This window comes from Planctomicrobium mucosum (assembly GCF_051466335.1).
In the GTDB taxonomy this organism is placed as follows: domain Bacteria; phylum Planctomycetota; class Planctomycetia; order Planctomycetales; family Planctomycetaceae; genus Planctomicrobium.
In genome coordinates, this window is sequence record NZ_CP195793.1 from 3,031,449 (window position 1) to 3,051,776 (window position 20,328).

General features: G+C 52.9%; 13 protein-coding genes. 5 read left to right on the top strand and 8 right to left on the bottom strand.

Features of this window, described 5'->3' with window-relative positions; translation table 11 throughout:
• Window positions 1–177 precede the first annotated feature (177 nt).
• A complete protein-coding gene (locus SH668x_RS12160; protein WP_437185331.1) occupies window positions 178–2,142 on the bottom strand; it encodes an ABC transporter ATP-binding protein in 1,965 nt (654 codons plus the stop codon).
• 72 nt (window positions 2,143–2,214) lie between these two features.
• On the opposite strand from SH668x_RS12160, the gene SH668x_RS12165 reads away from it, so the two are divergent.
• Window positions 2,215–3,327 carry a cellulase family glycosylhydrolase gene (locus SH668x_RS12165; protein WP_437185332.1) on the top strand — a complete coding sequence of 371 codons (1,113 nt, stop codon included), beginning with the start codon at window positions 2,215–2,217 and terminating at the stop codon, window positions 3,325–3,327.
• A 109-nt stretch (window positions 3,328–3,436) separates the two neighbouring features.
• Here the strand turns inward: SH668x_RS12165 and SH668x_RS12170 are convergent, their stop codons facing one another.
• Complete coding sequence (locus SH668x_RS12170) at window positions 3,437–4,321, bottom strand: LysR family transcriptional regulator (protein WP_437185333.1); 885 nt, start codon at window positions 4,319–4,321, stop codon at window positions 3,437–3,439.
• A 393-nt stretch (window positions 4,322–4,714) separates the two neighbouring features.
• On the opposite strand from SH668x_RS12170, the gene katG reads away from it, so the two are divergent.
• A complete protein-coding gene (gene katG / locus SH668x_RS12175) occupies window positions 4,715–6,907 on the top strand; it encodes a catalase/peroxidase HPI (RefSeq protein ID WP_437188543.1) in 2,193 nt (730 codons plus the stop codon).
• A gap of 142 nt (window positions 6,908–7,049) precedes the next feature.
• Here the strand turns inward: katG and SH668x_RS12180 are convergent, their stop codons facing one another.
• From SH668x_RS12180 to SH668x_RS12200, 5 genes are all read right to left on the bottom strand, one after another.
• Window positions 7,050–8,474 (bottom strand): DUF1501 domain-containing protein, encoded by a 1,425-nt coding sequence (locus tag SH668x_RS12180; RefSeq protein ID WP_437185334.1) that lies wholly within the window; start codon window positions 8,472–8,474, stop codon window positions 7,050–7,052.
• A gap of 89 nt (window positions 8,475–8,563) precedes the next feature.
• Window positions 8,564–11,944 carry a PSD1 and planctomycete cytochrome C domain-containing protein gene (locus SH668x_RS12185; protein WP_437185335.1) on the bottom strand — a complete coding sequence of 1,127 codons (3,381 nt, stop codon included), beginning with the start codon at window positions 11,942–11,944 and terminating at the stop codon, window positions 8,564–8,566.
• Between the two features lie 127 nt (window positions 11,945–12,071).
• Window positions 12,072–12,449 carry a hypothetical protein gene (locus SH668x_RS12190; RefSeq protein ID WP_437185336.1) on the bottom strand — a complete coding sequence of 126 codons (378 nt, stop codon included), beginning with the start codon at window positions 12,447–12,449 and terminating at the stop codon, window positions 12,072–12,074.
• 212 nt (window positions 12,450–12,661) lie between these two features.
• Window positions 12,662–13,642, bottom strand: coding sequence for a DUF1559 family PulG-like putative transporter (locus SH668x_RS12195; RefSeq protein WP_437185337.1), 981 nt, complete (start codon window positions 13,640–13,642; stop codon window positions 12,662–12,664).
• A 148-nt stretch (window positions 13,643–13,790) separates the two neighbouring features.
• Complete coding sequence (locus tag SH668x_RS12200) at window positions 13,791–14,414, bottom strand: GntR family transcriptional regulator (protein WP_437185338.1); 624 nt, start codon at window positions 14,412–14,414, stop codon at window positions 13,791–13,793.
• A 288-nt stretch (window positions 14,415–14,702) separates the two neighbouring features.
• Here SH668x_RS12200 and SH668x_RS12205 point away from each other — a divergent pair, with 288 nt between their 5' ends.
• From SH668x_RS12205 to SH668x_RS12215, 3 genes are all read left to right on the top strand, one after another.
• Entirely contained in the window at window positions 14,703–15,734 is a 1,032-nt protein-coding gene (locus SH668x_RS12205; RefSeq protein ID WP_437185339.1) for a succinylglutamate desuccinylase, read from the top strand.
• 68 nt (window positions 15,735–15,802) lie between these two features.
• Complete coding sequence (locus SH668x_RS12210) at window positions 15,803–16,924, top strand: mandelate racemase/muconate lactonizing enzyme family protein (RefSeq protein ID WP_437185340.1); 1,122 nt, start codon at window positions 15,803–15,805, stop codon at window positions 16,922–16,924.
• 361 nt (window positions 16,925–17,285) lie between these two features.
• Window positions 17,286–18,749 (top strand): MFS transporter, encoded by a 1,464-nt coding sequence (locus SH668x_RS12215; RefSeq protein WP_437185341.1) that lies wholly within the window; start codon window positions 17,286–17,288, stop codon window positions 18,747–18,749.
• A 232-nt stretch (window positions 18,750–18,981) separates the two neighbouring features.
• Here the strand turns inward: SH668x_RS12215 and SH668x_RS12220 are convergent, their stop codons facing one another.
• Entirely contained in the window at window positions 18,982–20,229 is a 1,248-nt protein-coding gene (locus SH668x_RS12220; RefSeq protein WP_437185342.1) for a DUF4832 domain-containing protein, read from the bottom strand.
• Window positions 20,230–20,328: the final 99 nt, after the last annotated feature.

Consider the following 20,328-nt stretch of genomic DNA (forward strand, 5'->3'; position numbering starts at 1 on the left):
CCAATTCATTTGACGATTTAACGCAGAATTCACAAAGAATCCAGAAGTAGGCATTCTTTGTCCAGCGTTCCTCTGCCCATCGCCCTAATGTGAGTGCGCAGAGCGAGGCGGCGAACCGCGGGGAGCGATTCAGTATGGACTCATCAGCGAGGTTTATGCAGAAACCAAGGTCTTCGCTTAATCTTTTGCAGGAGCGGTCTGCATCTCGACCATCCGACGATATCGCCCATCAGCAGCCAGAAGTTCTTCGTGTGTCCCTGATTCAAGAATCTTCCCGTTCTCGATCACCAGAATGAGATCTGCATTCTGAATGGTGCTCAGCCGATGTGCGATGACGAATGAAGTTCGATCTTTCATCAACCCACGCAAACTGATCTGAACCAGCCGCTCACTTTCGGTGTCGAGATTGCTGGTCGCTTCGTCGAGAATGAGGATACGAGGGTTTGCCAGAAGCGCTCGAGCTATCGCCAACCTTTGTCGTTGCCCTCCGCTCAGCTTGACTCCCCTCTCACCGATCCGCGTTTCGTATCCGTTCGGAAACTGACGAATGAACTGGTCCGCGTGTGCTGCTCTGGCAGCGTCTTCAATTTGGCTTTGCGATGCATCGCGAACTGCATACGCAATGTTCTGAGCGATTGTTCCATCAAACAAAAAGACGTCCTGCTCCACAATTCCAAGCAGTTGGCGATAACTTTCCACATCGATTTGCTTGAGATCGATTCCGTCGATCAAGATCTGACCCTCAGTGGGATCATAAAAGCGAGCAACCAAGTTCGAAAACGTTGTCTTCCCTGCTCCGCTTGGTCCAACTAAAGCGACGACATTCCCTGCAGGCACAGAGACGTTGATATGCTCAAGTGCCCAGTTTCCGGTCGGCTGATATCGGAACGAGACGTCTTTGAACGTGATCTTCCCTTGAATCTCCTCCGGAACAATTTTCAACGCTCCCGGCTCACTGGGCATTTCTCGTTCTTCAGCGAGTGCATCTTCAACTCGATCCAGTGCGGACAAATTACTCTGAAGCGACGCTGCACTTTCTGCCAGAATCGCCAACGGTTCCATGAGCATGACGAGATACACCAGGAACATCATCAGGTCGCCAGTGGTCAGTGTCCCCTGCAAGACCTGATGTCCGCCGTACAGCAGTAACGCTCCGGAACCGATCGGAATCATCAGGTCCCAAAGCAATTCGACTGCCCGCATCCACCACCAGACATAGAGCTCTTGTCGCCCCATCAGGTGGTTCTCTGTCATAATTCGTACCGCTTCAGTCCGTTGCCGACCGAATGCGCGGACGATCCGAATGCCAGCAAACGCCTCTGTCGTCTGCCCGTCAATCTCCTGTCGACGACTCCGGACGTCCCGCGATCGTGGTCGAATTTCCCGAATCCACGTCCGATGGGTCAGGTAGATGACGGGGAGAATTGTGATCGCCCCTAACAGGAGGCGCCAGTCGACAAAAGCGAGGATGATCAAGCTTCCGATGAGTTGAACAATCGCCCGCCAAGGGTTGTAGAGAAGACCGAAAATCAGGTCGCCGACACTCCCTGTGTCTTCTCGTAACAGACTCGCGATTCCACCGGACTTCAGTTCGTGAACTCGAGGCAACGGGAGTCGAATCGTGTGTTCAAAGAGTCGTTTCCGGACAGAGAGCTGAACTTTCTTCGTAGAACTTGTCGCAATCCACCTTCCGAGAAGACTCAGGGCAGATTTCATGAATGACACGAGTGTCACAGCGATTGTGAGGCTGATCAGAAGCGACCAGCGGTCGCGCGGGAGGTAAGCCAGCCATCCTGAGTTGGGGAGCACCTGATCGCCCAGAACATAATCCACCACGAATTTCGTGGCAGCTGGTGGGAGAAGCCCCATCAGTGTCGCGCAGGTCAAACAGAGAAGCGCGACCAACACTGGAACGCGTTGCTTTCCGAGAATTTTCCAGAATGCTCTCAGAAGCTCAGTCGTCGTCCGACTACGTGATGTCGACGTTGTTGACGTCGAACTGTGAGGCCGTGTGACGCCGTGTTGACGAGGGCGTTTGCTCAGCTCTTGACGGTACTCGCTGAATCGTTTTCGACTCGATCTGGAAGTGAAGCTCATACAGGAATCATAGACGAGTCCTCGTAATTGTTTAGAGCGGGCCATGACATTTTCATTTTTTGATGCGTTCCAATACCTTGTGGGAGACCGGCATCGACTTCTAACTGGATGATCTCAATGAGAACGACGCATTCGATCCGCAATGGACTCCTCATTCTGTCAGGAATCCTCGTTTGTTCTGTCACGGGTGCTTCCGAGATGGAACGAATCGACGTCAGGGAGAATCCATTCGGTTTTGTGACGAGTGTTTCGCGAGAATCGTTCGTCCCCTGGGGGCATAACTACGCGTCGGCTGACCTGCTGGAGAGGGTTGCTAAATCCCCCGATCGAGTGGCGCGCGAATTCGCTGAGATGAAATCTGCCGGGACAAACGTCGTTCGCATTCACCCCGAGATGCCGTTGCTTTTGAATGGTCCGACTACTCTCAACCCGGAAGGTGTCGAACAGCTGAAGTTCGTACTCCGCCTGGCAGAGAAAGAAAAAATGTATCTCAAGGTAACGGGCCTGGCCTGCTACAAGATGTCCAACCGCCTCGATTGGTACGACAACGTCTCGGAAGAAGAGCGGTGGAAAATTCAGGCCTTTTTCTGGGAGGAAGTCGCAAAAATCTGTGCCGACAGTCCAGCGGTCTTTGCGTACGATCTCGTCAACGAACCCGGGGTGTGTCTTCGCAATCGTGAAGAAGAGCCAAGATGGTACACCGGGCAAATGGGAGACGTCGAATTCTGTCAGTGGTTGACACTGGAACCTGGTGACCGGACGAACGATCAGATTTTCACGGACTGGGTTAAGCTGATGGTGGGGGCGATTCGCAAGCACGACTCAGATCGACTGATCACAATTGGGATGCTCCCTTTTCCTGGGACGTATCGAGTGATCGCAGAGCAACTCGATTTTGTGTCACCGCACATTTACCCACACTTAGAGAAGGTTGATGAAGCAATCGACTCGCTGAAAAAGTTCGAATGGAACAAACCAATCGTCATTGGCGAGACATTTCCACTCACTTGCACGGCCGAAGAACTCAAAGAGTTCTTTCTGGCCAGTCGCGGGATCTCTCACGGCTGGATTGGACATTGGCCAGATGAATCACCGGTCGAGCTTGCACAGCTGAAAGCAGATGGAAAGGCGACGATCCAAAATCTTGTTTGGCTCTCTTGGGTGGACCTTTTCAAGGAAATTGGAAAAGAGATGACGACGCCCCCCGCTGAATCTGCTCCGGCTCCATAGCCTATGACTCTTGGACAAATGTGGCAGCTGAACGGTCACCCATTCAGAACTCGCACGTTTCCGCCGCTGGCGCGTAATTCAAGAGGCGTGTGAGATGTCTCGATAACGGTTACGGGAGCGTGTGATTTCCATTCCGCAGCAGTTCGCGTAAAGCTTTCATCAGTCGACTCTGAAAGCGGTATGGGTTTGAAACTACGGCGATGGTACGCGTCGGTTGGTTCGAAGTGAAAGACCGGTAGACGCGGCGATCACTCTGATCTCGTTGACGCGCCATGGCGGGGATCAATGAGACACCATGATCCAAAGATACGAGTTCCTGCACCATCGCGAGTTGGCTTGTCCGCTCTACCGTGACGGGGTGGACCGACTGCTGTTGGCAGAATGAAACGATATTGTCTGTCAAACAGTGCGCTTCGTCTAACAGAACAAACGGGTAGGGTTCGATGTCCGTTACGAGAAGGGGCTTCTTCTCAGCCAGCGCATGCTTCGGGGGGAGCACGAGTAACAATTCTTCAACGAAAAGCTCTTCGACTTCGAGGTACTTATCAGTGACTGGCAGTGCAACGATCGCAAGATCAATTTCCCCCTGAGTGCATCCACGCAGGAGAGCGTCGGTCGTTCTCTCCTGCACCTGAATCGACGCGATTGGGTATTTCTGTGAAAACGGCAGAAGTACCTGCGGGAGGTAGTACGGGGCGATTGTGGGAATCGCCCCGATGCGAATTCGCCCGCTTTTTCCGTCGTCCGTGATCTGCGCCTTCGTGTCATCGAGAATCGTAATGACCTGTTGCGCACGAGACTGCAGCAGCGTCCCGGCTTCCGTCAGCGCCACCGATCGGGACCTCCGTTCGAAAACTGGTTGTCCGAGTTCTTCTTCCAGCTTTTGAATGGAACGACTTAAAGCCGACTGGGAAACTCCGAGTTCTTCTGCGGCACGCGTGTAATTCTGAAGTTTTGCCACCTGAAGAAAGTAGCGTAACTGATCCAGATCCATATTGAGGTATCCCGCAGTGATGCATGATATGCATCGCAGATAGAAGGAAAATGCATTGGAAGTATCGACAAGTGGGATGCATAATTCAATGTGTCAGGTGAACGGGCGCCTTGTGAGTTTCCTCGTTGAGGGCTAAGTGCATCTTTCCCCTTCATCGCGTTCATGAACAGGAGTTGAAGAATGAGACTAAGGTCTTGGTACAGCTGCGTTGCAGGGGGAGCCTTGCTGGTCACTTCAGCAGGCTGCATGGTGCAAAACGGAGTCGCCGCTGGAGATGCGGCATCTAAAAAGAAAACTCCACAGAAAGTGTCGTCACCGCAGAAGTCGACTGGACAACCCAGCGAAGCCAAATCCCATGAATCTTCAGGAGGGACTTGCCCGGTTCTCGGGCACATGAATCCCCCATCCGCGAGAAATACAGCGGCCGGAGCGATGTCGAATCGTGATTGGTGGCCAAACCAGTTGAATCTCTCGATTCTGCATCAAAACTCTGCAAAGGGGAACCCGCTGGGGGCAGATTTCGATTATGCAGAAGAGTTTAATAAACTCGATCTGGCAGCTGTCAAAAAGGATCTTGCAGAGTTGATGACGACTTCGCAGGACTGGTGGCCTGCGGATTATGGTCATTACGGACCGTTTTTCATCCGCATGGCTTGGCATAGCGCCGGGACCTACCGCGTGAGCGATGGTCGCGGTGGTGCCGGCTATGGCACACAGCGGTTTGCTCCTCTGAATAGCTGGCCGGACAACGGAAATCTGGACAAAGCTCGACGGCTCTTGTGGCCAATCAAGCAGAAATACGGCAATCAGATTTCGTGGGCCGACTTGATGGTGCTCACGGGCAACGTGGCACTTGAAACGATGGGCTTTGAGACCTTCGGTTTCGCTGGAGGACGCGCTGACGTCTGGGAACCCCAGGAAGACATTTACTGGGGACCAGAAAGCGAATGGCTTGGCGATAAACGTTATACAGGTGATCGCCATCTCGAAAACCCATTGGCTGCCGTGCAGATGGGATTGATTTACGTCAATCCGGAAGGCCCCAACGGAAACCCTGATCCGATTGCAGCTGCCCGTGATATTCGTGAAACATTTGCCCGAATGGCGATGAACGACGAAGAAACGGTTGCGTTGATCGCAGGGGGCCACACGTTTGGCAAGGCGCATGGTGCTGCCAGTGCCGATAACGTGGGGCCGGCTCCTGAAGGTGCTTCAATCGAAGAGCAAGGTCTGGGGTGGAAGAACAAATTCGGCACCGGAAAAGGTGGTGACACCATCACCAGCGGTCTGGAGGGTGCTTGGACAACCACGCCGACTCAGTGGTCGAACGGTTATTTTGATCACCTCTTTGAATACGAGTGGGAACAGACGAAGAGCCCAGCGGGCGCCACACAATGGATTCCGAAGGAAAAGTCTGCCGAGGGAACTGTTCCTGATGCACACGATCCAGCGAAATCGCATGCCCCGATTATGTTCACGACAGATTTGGCGCTCCGACTCGATCCTGAGTACGCGAAGATCTCGAAGCGGTTCCACGAGAATCCTGAAGAGTTCAAAAAAGCATTTTCAAAAGCCTGGTATAAGTTAACTCATCGTGACATGGGGCCTTACTCCCGACTGCTCGGGCCAGAAGTTGCTCCTCCACAGTTGTGGCAGGACCCTGTCCCGGAAGCGACATTGCCAGTCATCGAAGCTGCTGAAATTGACTCGTTGAAGAAGCAGATTCTCGCATCTGGTCTGTCGACCTCCGATCTGGTCTCGACCGCTTGGGCATCCGCAGCGACGTTCCGTGGAAGCGACAAACGCGGAGGAGCCAACGGAGCACGTATTCGACTGGCACCTCAGAAAGACTGGGCAGTCAACGACCCAGCTGAACTGGCTCAAGTGTTGAAGACTCTCGAAGGGATCCAAAAAGAGTTCAACGACAAACAAGCTGGAGCGAAAGCGGTTTCACTGGCAGATTTGATTGTGCTTGGAGGATGCGCTGCCGTCGAAGACGCAGCGAAAAAAGCAGGACACGACATCAGCGTTCCGTTCGACCCTGGTCGAACTGATGCGACTCAGGAAATGACCGACGTCGAGTCCGTCGCATTCCTCGAGCCTAAGTCCGATGGCTTCCGCAACTATGCCGCCCGTGAGATCGATCGTCCCGGTGAAGAACTCCTGGTTGATCGCGCACAACTGTTGACGTTGTCCGCACCAGAGATGGCGGTGCTGGTTGGAGGACTTCGGGTTCTCGAAGCAAACTCTGGAAGTGGTCCGTTCGCCGAACTGGGTGTGCTCACAGAACGCCCGGGAACTCTTACTAACGATTTCTTCGTGAATCTGTTGGACATGAACACCGAATGGCAGAAGTCTCCGATGTGCGAGCACTTCTTCGAAGGGAAGGATACGGCCACAGGAAAGACGAAGTGGACAGCAACACGCGTTGATCTGGTCTTCGGCTCCAACTCTCAGCTTCGGGCAATCTCAGAGGTCTACGCTTCTGAGGACGGCGAGCAGCGTTTTGTAACGGACTTCGTCAAGGCCTGGAACAAGGTGATGAACCTTGACCGATTTGACCTGGCTCCAGCTAAAGGAAAGTAACACCTTCAGCGTTTCGGCAGCCGTCGCCTGCCCATAATGAGAAGAGAGCCCGTCGCACACATGCGGCGGGCTCTCTTTGTTTTTTGTCTTGCCGTCTGGCAGAAATTGATCGTTGAAACACTGAAGGTTCCGACGTGTCTCGTTAAGTCAGGATATCGTGAAGGACGTTGCCGAAGACGTCCGTGAGTCGGAAGTCCCGTCCTGCATATCGATAAGTCAGTTTTTCGTGATCGAAACCGAGGAGATGCAGAATCGTCGCGTGGAGATCGTGTACGCTCGTCGGTTTCTCGACAGCTTTGAACCCGAGTTCATCCGTTGCACCGTAGGTCGTTCCCCCCTTCACGCCGCCACCAGCCATCCAGACTGAAAATCCGTAATGGTTATGGTCGCGTCCCAGTTGAGACATTCCCCCAGCGAGTTCAACGGTCGGAGTTCGTCCGAATTCACCGCCCCAGATAATAAGGGTATCTTCGAACATTCCGCGTTGTTTCAGGTCGGTCATCAACGCTGCAATTGGCTGGTCGATCTGAGTTGCCAGCTCACGGTGGTGTGTGGCGAGGTTAGTGTGGTCGTCCCAGGGTTGGCCCGCACCATGCCATAACTGAACATACCGAACTCCCCGTTCCAACAGACGTCGGGCAATGAGAGTTTGCCGAGCGTGAACTCCGGTTCCGTACATATTATGAATATGCTCAGGTTCCTTCTCGACATCAAACGCTTCTGCTGCTTCCATCTGCATGCGAAACGCCAGTTCAAACGATTGAATTCGCGATTCAAGTCGGTCGTCCTGCCGCTGTGCTAGATGTTCCTGATTGAGTATCTGCAGCAGATCCAACTGGCGCCGCTGGATTTCAGTCGTGGCATGATTGCTGCGAATATTTTCAATCAGGCGTTCGATCTTGGTGTGCTGCGAGTCGACGTAGGTCCCTTGGAACGCACCCGGAAGAAAGCCCGATTGCCAGTTCTCTGCACCCTTGACCGGAAGGCCGCCTGGGCACATCGCGAGAAATCCGGGGAGATTTTCATTCTCGGAGCCCAGACCGTAGAGCATCCATGATCCGACGCTGGGCCGAGATAGAACGGAATCCCCGCAGTTCATCAGCATCAGCGACGGTTCATGATTGGGAACCTGCGCATACATCGAGCGGATTACCGCGATGTCGTCCGCGTGGGCAGCGGTTTTGGCGAAGAGTTCGCTCACTTCCAACCCGCTTTGACCATACTTCTTGAATTCAAACGGGCTCGGCATCGCAGATCCCGTTTTTCGTTCGGTGGTCAAGCTGACAGGTGGTGCTGTCCCTTCGTACTTTTTGAGGTCCGGCTTCGGGTCGAAGGTGTCAACGTGTGACGGGCCTCCGTTCAAAAAGAAGTGAATCACACGCTTCACTTTGGGAGTGAAGTGCGGTTGCTTGGCTGTGCTCGCCTGGGATGCAGACTGCTCGCCGGTCGCAGCCAAGCTACTCTTGTCGAGCAGTCCAGCGAGTCCGAGCGCACCGAAGCCCATTCCCGATCGCTTCAAAAGAGTTCGTCGAGAGAGATTCATCGCATCAGAAAAGGAATGATACATGTCAACACTCCATCATTCTTCAATTGAATTTCAGTGCCAATTTGAAGTCAACGGAGATTACTTCCCCGTTGACTTCAACGGGATGACCTTTAGTCGACGAACAAAAACTCGTTGGAAAGGAACAAGACTTGAGCCAGTTGCTCCAACGCATCGAGGTTGACCGTGACAGTGTTATTGAAGTCGTTCACGGAATTCCACTTTGAAGGAGCCCCTTCAACAGGTTGCTTTGCAGTGATGTCCACGCTCCAGAGGAACTGGTCGTGCCCGAGTTCTCCCTTCACATCAACGATGAAGTCGATGGTCTCACCAGCCTCGACGGTGATGGGATCGAACGTCGTGACTTGCGATGAGTTGTGCAACGGGAACTGTGTAATCGATCCGGTTCTGCTTGAAATCACCGCGAAGAGAATTCCACTCCCATCGGGCACTTCATGACGGGCGTTCGATTGAATTGAAATCTGTCCCGCGGTCGGAGCCTTCCATCTTCGGACCACTGCAAACTCGCTGGTATTACCGGGATGTCCCCCTTCAGCTGTGAGCTGCGCCCAGCCGAGAGCCGCGTCTGGCCATGTTGCTCCCCCCTGCCACGCAGTTCCGTTGAAGAACGGAAGGAGTGCGAAGGACTCGAGCTTCTTTCCATCGTCGCTCAGCTTGCCATAGCCGTACTCCCAGGACTTCTGCTGCATCGTTGGAGGAGGCGCCTCGTCCGCTGGAGCACTCTCCAGGAAGCTGACCGCCATTTGTTTTTGGGCTTCCGTGGGTTGTCGCTGAAACACTGCGGAATAGAGAGCCTCGACCTGTTGTGCTTTTGTCAGGCTCTCATCCGCCTGAATGACTTTCGCCATCTGACGAGCGCGGGTTGCGATGAACGGGTGATTCATCGAGAACAGCGCCTGCTGGGAGACCGTCGTTTCAGATCGGGTTGGCACGTGCAAATCTGGGTTGGCAAAGTCGAACACTCGATATGTGTCTGGAAGTCCCTGACGATCGATGTAACCGTAGAGTGTCCGGCGATGGTGCTGATCATTTGTGGTAAACAGCTGAGTCGATGGACCGCTCAGAGTCAGTTCGAGGTCAGATGTCGCTGCCAGCATGGCATCGCGCATTTCTTCAAATGACAGACGCCGCGGGTTCATCTTCCACAGAAGTTGATTCGTCGGATCGATGATTCCTGCCTGCTCAAGAATTTCAGGTTGAGCTGGGCCGGTCGACTGCTGTCGGTACGTTGATGACAGGACGATCAAGCGATGGATCGACTTGGTGCTCCACCCGTTGTCGATGAGTTGCAATGCAAGCCAATCGAGCAACTCGTGGTGCTCTGGTTTTGGAGCTCGAGTTCCGAAATCACTCGGAGTGGGGACGATGCCGACCCCGAAGTGATTTTGCCAGATGCGATTCACCCAAACGCGTGCTGTGAGTGGATTACTGCTAGCGATAATTCCTTCTGCGAGCTCTTTACGCCCACTTCCCTGCTGAAATGGCTTTCGTTCCGCACCAGCGACGACGACGGGGAACTGCCTAGGGACAACATCCCCTTTCGTAGCAGGGTTTCCACGTCGGAAAATTCTTGGCTCCTGCAGAATTCCTTTGTCAACCAATCGCAGTGCATGTGGGTCGATGTGAGGATTGTCGATCAACCACCGGTCGATGTCTGCATCGAGTCCCCACAACGCTGTGACAGTTCCGATGTCAAAGAAATACTCTGCTGCGACCATATTATGGGCAGGCAGACTACAAGGGGATGTCGGACCATAAAGTACAGTCCGGAGTTGTTCTTGCTGCTCATTCGCAAAGCCTGTCGGCGCTGGCAATTTTGCCTCTTCAGCCGACTTCAGCGCCGCCCGCCATTCCGCTTCAACTTGCAGGAAGAGATCGCCATATCGTTGTGCGACTTCTTGAAGCGATGCGGGTGGTGTTTGAAAGGCAGCGGCAACACGAGCGTGGATCTCGTGACGGCGCTCTTCTTTAAGTGAACGGGTCACCTCAACTGCGCGTTCAATAAACTGGTCGTTGGGAATCTCCGCATAGAGATGCCAAGCGAGGAAAACGGGCTCTCCTTGATCTTTGCTTTTCGAGAGAAAATCGACCCAGCGATGAACGTAGCTCGGCTTGATGTCATCCGGTTCAAGAATCTGGCTGAAAGATTCACCCGGATATTTATCAAGTTCAGTTTGTGCCATGAGGTGATCAGCGACTCGCGCTCTCACTCGTGCAGCAGCCTTCTCGTGTTCTTCATCGAATCGACGATTAAAGGTGTCTTGCTTCTCTTGAAACTGCGCGAGTGCAGCTTTGTGCTCTTCTAACTGGGAAGGTCCAGCGTTGACGCGGTGGCGTTCCTCAACACAGTTCTGGAAGACCCCGTACAACGAATAGTAGTCAGCTGTTGGAATTGGGTCATATTTATGATCGTGGCATCGTGCGCAGCTGATCGTCAGTCCCATCGTCGTGCGAGAGAGTACATCGATTCGATCATCGATGATGTCCGGAGTGTTCCCTAGGAATCGGCGGCCAAGAGTCAGAAACCCTAACGCGGCCTGCGCAGCAGGATCATCAGGAGCGGTTTGATCGGCTGCAATCTGAAGTTCCAGAAATCGATTGTATGGAAGGTCGTTATTGAGTGCGCCGACGAGCCAGTCCCGATAGACCCACGAATGAACAAAGCGATTTTCTTCACGACCAAAGGTGTACCCTTTTGTGTCAGCGTAGCGTGCAAGATCCATCCACTTCCTCGCCCAATGTTCTCCGTAATGCGGAGAGGCGAGAAGTCGTTCGACAAGTCTCTCGTAAGCGTTCGGGTCAGTATCTGCCAGAAACGCATCGACCTCTTCTTGTGATGGAGGGAGTCCTGTCAAGTCGAAAGTGATTCGACGAATCAGCGTGCGGCGCGAGGCTTCATCTGAAGGAGTCAGGCCCGCTGCATGCAGCTTCGACAATACAAACTGGTCGACAGGTGTTTTGCACCACTCAGGATTCGTGACCTGTGGAGGGACGCTTCGAGACATCGGCTGAAACGACCAATGCGTCCGGAAGAGTTCTTCCCGATCTGCAGCGGCCGAGGTTTCCTTCGGCCAGGGAGCCCCCATTTTCACCCATTGCTCAAGAGCGTTCACTTCATCAGCAGACAACGGATTGTCAGGAGGCATCTCCAGTCCGTCCAATCGCCGAACTGCTGAAATCAGAAGGCTCTGTTCAGGATCGCCGGGAACAATCGCAGGACCGTTTTCTCCCCCCTTGAGAATGGATTGTGAGGAATCCAGACGCAGCTCTGCCCACTGCTTTTGTGCACCGTGACATCCATTGCACTTCGCGATGAAGAGCGGGCGCACATGCTTTTCGAAGTATTCCACTCCTTCCTGATCGTTCGGCATGTCTGCTCGAACATCATTGATGGAGGCAGCGGAGTAAATGGCTGTGACTGCGAGCGTGTGTACAAACAGACGATGCAGAAATGTTCCAAGCGATAAATTCACTATCGGCCCCACTATACTTCTACAAGTTGGAAGGGATTCAAGGTGAAGCTGATCAATGCCATCCAAATCAGGCGACGATGCCGCTGGAGCAAGATCCAACTTTTACCCAATGCTGATCGGCGTGACTTTACTTCTTCGAGGTCAACTCGAACTTTGCGGGCGATTGAACCGGGTTAGTGACCTCAAAGGACAACTCAGTTTTTCGATTATACTTTGGAGGGAGAACTTGCACTGTGGCAGGTTTTCCATCTGGGCCTTTCAGTTTATCCGAGGGCTGAAAGGATTGAACTGAGACGTTTTTCTTCCCGACAGACGTCGACAGGGTAAACTCACCGTTGTTGATCTTACTTTCATAGACTCCACCGACCCCATCGGCGGGAATGAACGTGATCGTTCCCGTTGAAAGTGGCTCTGAATTGAAAATGACCTGACCTTTCAGTTCAACCAGCTGAGGACCCTGATTCGAGGAACCACAGCCAGCAAACACCACGGCGAACATCAACATTACTGCAATTCTGAGCATCTCTAAAATCACTTCACAGGAGGCCATCAGAGTTGAAAAACGAGGAACGTTCTGAAAGCTGATTCCGCTTGTGCGAACGATCCTACCCTGGGGAGATTGGCGACATCTTCGCCCATCGCAGCCCTGAATTGCGGGAACCGCTAAGTGTATTCTAACGTCGGTTCCCGCGATTTCAGGATCTGGCAAGTCACAGACTAGAATTCGCCTGTCACTTCACCTAACGATTTCGAACCAAGGGCTCGGAATGTCGCTGTATCGGTATTCTCGGAGATGAATCGAACTGAACCATCTGCCATGGTGAAGTGTGCACCACCGATGTGATTGCTTCGAGCAGAAAGGTTCATCCCTTCTGCAGCGTTGACGCTGACTGGTGCGCGGGGAATCTCTGAGCAGACGGCATACCCGACAATGTCGGCAGCTTGCGTGTTTGGCGGGTAGAATGTTGAAAACAGAGCCGTCATATGCACCGCGTTCCAGTACAAACCACGAAGGTCAGCATTGGAAGAGCAGCCTTGTCCCATCGTGCCGTTTGCGACAGTCAGGATCTCTCCCATCATGATGGTGTTGGAAGAACCATCTGTGATCGAATTCATGCCGGTCTTCGAGCGAATATGGAAAATCCCGTTCGGGGCTCCCTGATCGATGTCGGTAACGGAATACATGCTTCCCCACGGCTTTGAACCGCTACATCCGAGGTAGTTCCCCAGAATACCGTCATTTGGATGACTGAACCCTGCGCTTGGATCCGATGGACAGAATGCCATTGGAACCTTCACCGATGTGACGTCCGGGATATTCCAAGGGTAAACAATTCCGCCCCCCACTTGTTGAATCGATGCCCAACGATTGTAAAGAGGCGCTTGGTCAATGTACGGCAGCACCATTGCGAAGAAAGAGACGCGGTTGGTTGTGCCCGCTTGGCTTTCGTATGGTTCGCCATAGCCATTGATTACGTTAAACATCCCCGGTGGGAATGTGTTGTGTGAATCGTGATAGTTGTGCATTGCCAGCCCGAATTGCTTCAGGTTGTTCTTGCACTGTGAGCGACGGGCAGCCTCACGAGCCTGCTGCACTGCTGGGAGCAGGAGCGCAATCAGAACTGCGATAATGGCGATCACCACAAGCAGCTCAATCAGAGTGAACCCTTGCTTGTGAAAATTCTTCAATCGAATCATGTGAACTCTCCCTGGAAAAACAAACAAACAAATAACCTGAGTATGCACAAGACACCTGAGGCCAGAGATCTTGGCGCAGCGAAATACACGTCCGCGATTACAAATGCAAAGCGGTGAACCCAAATGTGAAAATAACGCTTACTGAGGACTAGTCGATTTTGTCTTTAAGTAGTCGGCAGGCATCCGCAAGCGAACCTGTGCGAAACGTCTCCAGCAATTGGAGGTGCTCTTCATAGAGCTCCATGACGTTTGCGCACCGACGTCGCTGAGTGCGACGAAAATGAGACCGGATCCGACCAACGAGGATTTCCCAGATCATTAAAAGATCAGGCTCCTTGGCGCAGACCAGCAAGTAGTGGTGGAAGGAAATATCCGCTTCTGCAATGGCGTAGTAGTCTTCATTTTCACACGCCACCTTCATTTCTGCGAGGACGGTCTCCCAATGTGCAAAGTTTGCAGGAGTGAGCTCATCAAAAATCTGCTCGAGAGCGTGGACCTCCAGCGTTCGGCGAATGGTCACGAACACGGCACGTGTTTCTCGCCGAGCCATTGGAGCAACGACTGCTCCGCAATTCGGGCGAGTCTGAAGCAACCCCATTGAAGAGAGCCTCTGAACTGCTTCACGTGCTGGGCCCCTCCCCACCTGAAATCGCTTTGTGATCGCAGCTTCAGTCAGCCTAGTCCCCTCGAGGAGCCTGCCTGACAGGATCTCCTTCTTCAGCTGCTGAACAACTTCCGCGGGAACATGCTCTGAGGACTGGCTGTGATCCATAACAGGTGCTTCAGCTTAAGAACAAAACAACGATGTGTTGAAAGGTACACCTATCTTACAAATTCTCCGCTTGTGTGTGAATTCGCAAGCCGATTGTAATAACTGTCGACGGGATTGTCAACAATTCAGGATTTGTTTATCGAGAATTAATTGTCGAATTAGTTGCACCGATTGTTGACAATTCAGCAAGTCCTTGCTATCAATCCATCCACTCATATGAATGTATTCAGCACTTCTGAATGTGTTTACGGGTTCTGTCTGAATTTCCCCCGATAGGAAAGTTGGAAAATGAGTCGAGTCATTGTCCGTCCGTCACAGGTTGATCTAGATTCACCGGGAAGACGTGATTACTGGATCGCCCTGGAACACGACAGTATCTGGGGAGATCATCTGATCCCTCTGACCGTCTGGGTCGGTCCAGAAGCGAAACCAGGCCAAGGGCTTGCGTCATTTGGTTCGAATCACGGTAACGAATACGAAGGACCGTGCGTTCTTAAGAACCTCCTCCGCGAAATCCGCACAGAAGACGTCCTCGGTCGCGTGATTTTCATTCCCGTTTTGAACCCATCTGCCTTCCGTGCAGGGACCCGCGAGAGTAGCCGTCTCGACGATGGAGTGAACCTGAATCGCGCGTTTGTTGACGACGCCGGGAAAGTCCCGTCACTCAGCGGAATCACGCATCGAATCGTTGCCTTCGTTCGCGAATATATCTGGCCACGAGTTCACATCGTTCTCGACCTTCATTCAGGTGGAAATGTCGCTCGGTTCTCCCATTGCGCGAACTTCCACCCTGTCGATGATCCAGTCCTGTCGGCGAAAATCGAAGAGACTGCACGCTGGTTCGGAACGCCAAGCCTGATGGTTTACCAGAATCAGACTCCAGGTCTGCTGCCAAGCGAAGCAGAACGGCTCGGCAAGATCACCGTCGGTACCGAACTCGGTTGGGGATGCGCGGTCGATCCAATTGGTGTTCGCTACGGCCGCCAAGGGGTGTTGGCAGCACTGATCAACAACAACCTGATGAAGGGAAGCATCGAGCCAATCGCGTTCCACGCTGAAGGGACTCAAAAGAAGCTCGAGATGGTTGATCGCGAATGCTTCTCAGTTGCCCCGTTCGATGGTCATTATGAACCATTGCTCGAATGCGGAACCGTTGTGAAGAAGGGTGACGTCGTCGGCCTGCTTCACGACTTTGATCACATCGACATGCCTCCTTTCGAAGTGAAGGCGGGAGTCGATGGGGCTGTTCTCGCTCAGGCATGGGTTGCACCAATTCCACGTGGCCAGCATATTGTCGTGGTCGGTCGAATTCTCGACTAAGCCTTGTGTCTCGACTGTCGCATCTGAGTAAATCTTCATTCGCAAGTTGACTCCGGAATATTTTCAATATGAAAATCACTGAAATTGTTTGCCAGATTCTGCGTATCAAAAACGTAGAAAGTAAAACCGCGAGCAGCCAGGACTCTGTGCTCGTGCGAGTTCGAACTGATAATGGCCTCGAAGGGGTCGGAGAAGCCGACTCTTCCCCGGAAATGGTGAAGGCCGTCATTGATGCCCCGTTTAGCCATAACGTCGCAACCGGGCTACGATCACTCCTGATCGGTGAAAACCCTCTCGAGACAGATCGCCTCTGGGAGAAAATGTATCGCCGAACAATGTACTGCGGTCGTCGTTCGACAACCATTACTGCAATGGCTGCGATCGATATGGCTCTGTGGGACATCAAAGGAAAGCATTTCGGCGAGCCGATCCACCGACTCCTCGGCGGTAAGAAGCACGACCGCATTCAGGCCTATGCGTCCATCCTGTTCGGAAAAGATGGGGATGAAACCCAGCGAATCGGCGAACGATGGCGCGAGTATGGTTACAACGCCGTCAAATTCGGCTGGGAGCCAATGGGGCAAAGCGAATCGGTTGACCGCGACCTCGTTCGTGGAGCACGAAAAGGCCTCGGTGACGACGCGACATTGCTGATCGACGCAGGTTGCGTCTGGGATGCACGCACTGCACTGGAGCGAGCGAAGGCATTTGCCGAACAGCGAATTGGTTGGCTCGAAGAGCCTTTGCACCCAGATGACTACGAAGGCTACCGATGGCTTCGCGACCGTTCACCAGTCCCCATCGCTTCCGGTGAGGAGGAGTGTGGTCGGTTTGCATTCCGTCCGTTGATCGATGGTCGGTGCCTCGATATTTATCAGGTCGACCTGTCACGAAACGGCTTCAGCGAGTCGAACTACATTCGTCAACGCGTTGAAGAAATCGGTGCTCGTCTGTGCAACCACTGCTACACCAGCCCTGTGACAGTGGCAGCCAGTATCCACTGGTTGAGCACCTGCCGCGATGCGTTCATCTTCGAAGACTGCGTTGAGGATTCACCTCTCCGTCACGAGTTGACTCACGAGAAGATTCAGGCTGTCGATGGTTGGATTTCTCCACCTGAAGCGCCGGGTCTCGGCGTGACGATCAACGAAGACTTTGTGAAGTCGACTCTGATTTCCGAGTCGCGATAGTCAGAATGAGATGCGGCGGTGAGGGAAATCCTGACCGCCGCTTTTTTATGATGTGCCCCAATTTCGAGCGGCCATCACATTGGCCCGAAGTCGTTAATCGGTCTTTGGCGAATTTCTTTTCAGCAATCGCCCTTCCGCTCTGAACTGGCGAAGGGACTGCCTCTGTGACTCGGGCATCTGAATTTCACGCAGCAAGACGTCGTGAAACAGAGCTCCCAAGGAGAGTTAGCTGTTTGCGATCGGCCCAGACCGATCTTCAAACGAATTCCGCCGCAATGGCCTTTAAAATGAGTTCAATTCTCTGTCTTGACGCGGGCGTACGTGACGGCAGTGAGCTGAGATCTCGGAAACGGAGCTTCTTGTGTCATCTGTCTCGGATCCTTCACAAAGTACTCAGCAGCCCGTCCCCGTAGCGGAGCTTGGTTCGGCTCGGACGACCGGAACGTTTCAGTTCTCTTCGAGCCAGATCATCGTTCTCCTTCTGGTCTGTACCCTGTCGATGATCACGTATCTGGACCGGGTGTGCTTCGGCGTTGCCGCTGGGTCAATCGCAGCGGAACTGGGGTTAAAGGGTGTCTCTGAATTGAAATGGGCCTTCACCGCCTTTTCAATCGCCTATGCGTTGTTCGAGATCCCAACCGGTTGGTGGGGAGACCGAATTGGACCTCGTGCGATGCTGATTCGCATTGTGATCTGGTGGTCGGCGTGTACTGCTCTCACAGGAATGATTGGATGGCAGTACGGAGGGTGGACCTTCGGCGGCCTGGGGACACTCATCGTGTTGAGGTTCCTTTTCGGCGCAGGAGAAGCGGGGGCTTACCCCAATATTGCAAAGGCGATTTATAACTGGTTCCCGAGCCATCAATGGGAATCTGCTCAGGGATTCGTCTGGATGTCCGGGCGATTGATGGGCGGCCTGACCCCATTGATTTGGGCCTTGCTTGTCACTGGAACGAGTTTTAGCACTCCTCTGGTCAGTTGTCGCGGGGCGTTTTTAATCTTCGCAGGAAGTGGGCTTGTCTGGTGCATCGCTTTCTGGAGTCTGTTTCAGAACCTTCCCAAGAATTCTGATCGAAATCTTTCAGTTGAGTCATCTACAAAGTCCGCACAAGGACATCGTGTTCCGTGGAAATGGTTGTTCACCAACTCTGAACTGCTTGTACTTTGCTGCGTCTATTCGCTGTTGAATTACGGATGGGCCTTCAATATTTCGTACCTTCCCTCTTACGTCGCGAACCGATTCCCGATGGAAGAGTTTGCCGATCTACGACCAATTTATCTGGGCGCGCCTCTATGGGTGGGTGCGATTGGCTGCCTATGCGGCGGGCCGCTTGTGTCGTTGCTGGACCGATACATTCATAATCGTCGACTCTCTCGGTGTGTACTGGGCGTCTTTTCAATGCTCGGGTGTGCGATTTCCTGGGGTTTGGCCACGCAGGCGGACAACATGCATCTGTTCTGTATCAGTGTTGCAATGGCTGCGTTTTTCGTTGACATCACACTCGGTGCAACATGGGCGACATGTCAGGATATCGGGCAGGAGCATACCGCGGTCGCTGGCGGATTCATGAATACGATCGGAACGATTGGTGCTGCGGTCGCTGTTTGGACAACAGGAACGATCGTCGAGGTTGCTATCTCCGCGAGAGCGACAATCGAAAATGTCGTTCCAGATCTTCTGACCGACGAAATCCGCCTTCAGGCATCGTTGGATGGATACCAGTCCGTGTTCACCACCTATGCAGCGGTTTACTTGCTCGCAGCCATCGGCTGGGGCGTCATCGGTTGGGTTCAACTCAGAAACCGTCGTGCAGAGGCAGCCTAATCAGACTTCGAGCGACCTCAGTCATCTAGATATAAAAAATTCGACTCTCGGAATCCGTATTTGAGTTCGAGTGTCTCGATGACGCTGCGATGTCAGATCACATTTCGTGACTAAGCAATTCTTGCTTGTCGCAAGAGAGTCCCGACCGCAGGTTTGTGTTTCATGTGGACGCTGCTTGATCCGGTCACGCGGGCCGTCGAATTCACTTGCGCTGGTGTGCCGCAAAAATCGACTACTTCAGATCAGCGTCAAACTCGATTGTTTGCTCAGGAAGTATCCGGTCGGACTCTATGGTCAAGGTCGGCGACGTTCCGCCTGCGTTCACTTCGCAGATTCGTTTCTCTCCGGGGAGCAGATGCTTGAGCGACGTCTTTGAGCGAACTCCGTTCACCGCAGGGAAAGCATCCACATAGATGGGGGCGATTCCGGTGTTTTTGATCTCAACGCGAGACTCATTGGGTGACGTCAGAAATTCGGTGACCTCGAAGCGGTACCCCAACGCCATACTCGCTTCCTGGAACCGTTGACGAGGCTGCAATTTGATCTGCGCATCGCCGAGGATAAACGAGATATGGAATTTGGCAGCCTGCTCTTCAAAAGGAATTCCATGCGGGCCTTTGGGAGCCAATGCTTGCTTCTGATCTTTCGATTCGAAAAAACTAAACTCCCCACCGGTCGGAGCAAGTTTCCATCGATCAAGTCGAAGCGTTTGCCAGTTTGGTTCGTTGTACTTTGCATGATCCTTGTGATTGAATGAGTCGTCGAAAACTCCAAACCCGAGCGAGAGAAGTGCCTCGTTATTCACAAATGGGGCGTCTTCACTTGCTGCGTCGACAGATATCATCCAAGGAGTCTGCTTCAATTGTTCAGCGAGGTGTCTTGCGAACTTCGACTGATAATCCAGCGAGGGAAAAGTTTTGCCCATCGTCATCGGCCCATCGTAAATATGGTATTCCGACCACAATCCGAAGCCGACCTGAACAAACGCGATCCGTGGGTCTCCATCGTACTTCGAACTAAAGGCAGTCATGAACTCGAGTGCAAATTCCTGCAGCTTGGGATGGGACCAGTCTGGAAAGCCTGTCGGTTTGCTTTCGCTCTCCGCAGTGACACCTTGATAATCCGACAGTTCTCGAATGTATTTGGGAACTCCGGAAGGCTTTCCGACATAGGTGTCGTACCATCTTAAAATCAGTTGATGTCCACGCCCGGAGACATCGTCAAGAATCTTTTCCAGCGGCTCCCAATGGAAATCACCTTCCCCTGCCACGACCTGATCGTAAGGAAGATAGATGAACTCTAGTTGGATCGGGGCTTTTCTGACCGCTTCATTCGTCGTCCACAAGGTGATTCCGGTCATCGGTTGCACAGTTGTGATGTGCGATTGGAGCGGAACTGGCTGCATTTGTGCTTCCGCGAACGCCTGCCGTTGAACACACAAGGCCACTGACAAGAAGAGAAGTGTGAATCTCAAGGACATAGTGGCTGTCATCCAGATGCTGTTGGGGATTTCCATTCTTTTTAGGCGGCGACCGGGAAGAATACAATTGACTCAAACGCTCGGTCCGAAGCCGAGTCA

What these genes read in the sequence shown, in the direction of transcription:
- SH668x_RS12160 (WP_437185331.1), bottom strand. Translation starts at nt 2,142, where the DNA reads ATGGCCCGCTCTAAACAATTACGAGGACTCGTCTATGATTCCTGTATG.
- SH668x_RS12165 (WP_437185332.1), top strand. Translation starts at nt 2,215, where the DNA reads ATGAGAACGACGCATTCGATCCGCAATGGACTCCTCATTCTGTCAGGA.
- SH668x_RS12170 (WP_437185333.1), bottom strand. Translation starts at nt 4,321, where the DNA reads ATGGATCTGGATCAGTTACGCTACTTTCTTCAGGTGGCAAAACTTCAG.
- katG (WP_437188543.1), top strand. Translation starts at nt 4,715, where the DNA reads ATGAATCCCCCATCCGCGAGAAATACAGCGGCCGGAGCGATGTCGAAT.
- SH668x_RS12180 (WP_437185334.1), bottom strand. Translation starts at nt 8,474, where the DNA reads ATGTATCATTCCTTTTCTGATGCGATGAATCTCTCTCGACGAACTCTT.
- SH668x_RS12190 (WP_437185336.1), bottom strand. Translation starts at nt 12,449, where the DNA reads ATGTTGATGTTCGCCGTGGTGTTTGCTGGCTGTGGTTCCTCGAATCAG.
- SH668x_RS12195 (WP_437185337.1), bottom strand. Translation starts at nt 13,642, where the DNA reads ATGATTCGATTGAAGAATTTTCACAAGCAAGGGTTCACTCTGATTGAG.
- SH668x_RS12200 (WP_437185338.1), bottom strand. Translation starts at nt 14,414, where the DNA reads ATGGATCACAGCCAGTCCTCAGAGCATGTTCCCGCGGAAGTTGTTCAG.
- SH668x_RS12205 (WP_437185339.1), top strand. Translation starts at nt 14,703, where the DNA reads ATGAGTCGAGTCATTGTCCGTCCGTCACAGGTTGATCTAGATTCACCG.
- SH668x_RS12210 (WP_437185340.1), top strand. Translation starts at nt 15,803, where the DNA reads ATGAAAATCACTGAAATTGTTTGCCAGATTCTGCGTATCAAAAACGTA.
- SH668x_RS12220 (WP_437185342.1), bottom strand. Translation starts at nt 20,229, where the DNA reads ATGTCCTTGAGATTCACACTTCTCTTCTTGTCAGTGGCCTTGTGTGTT.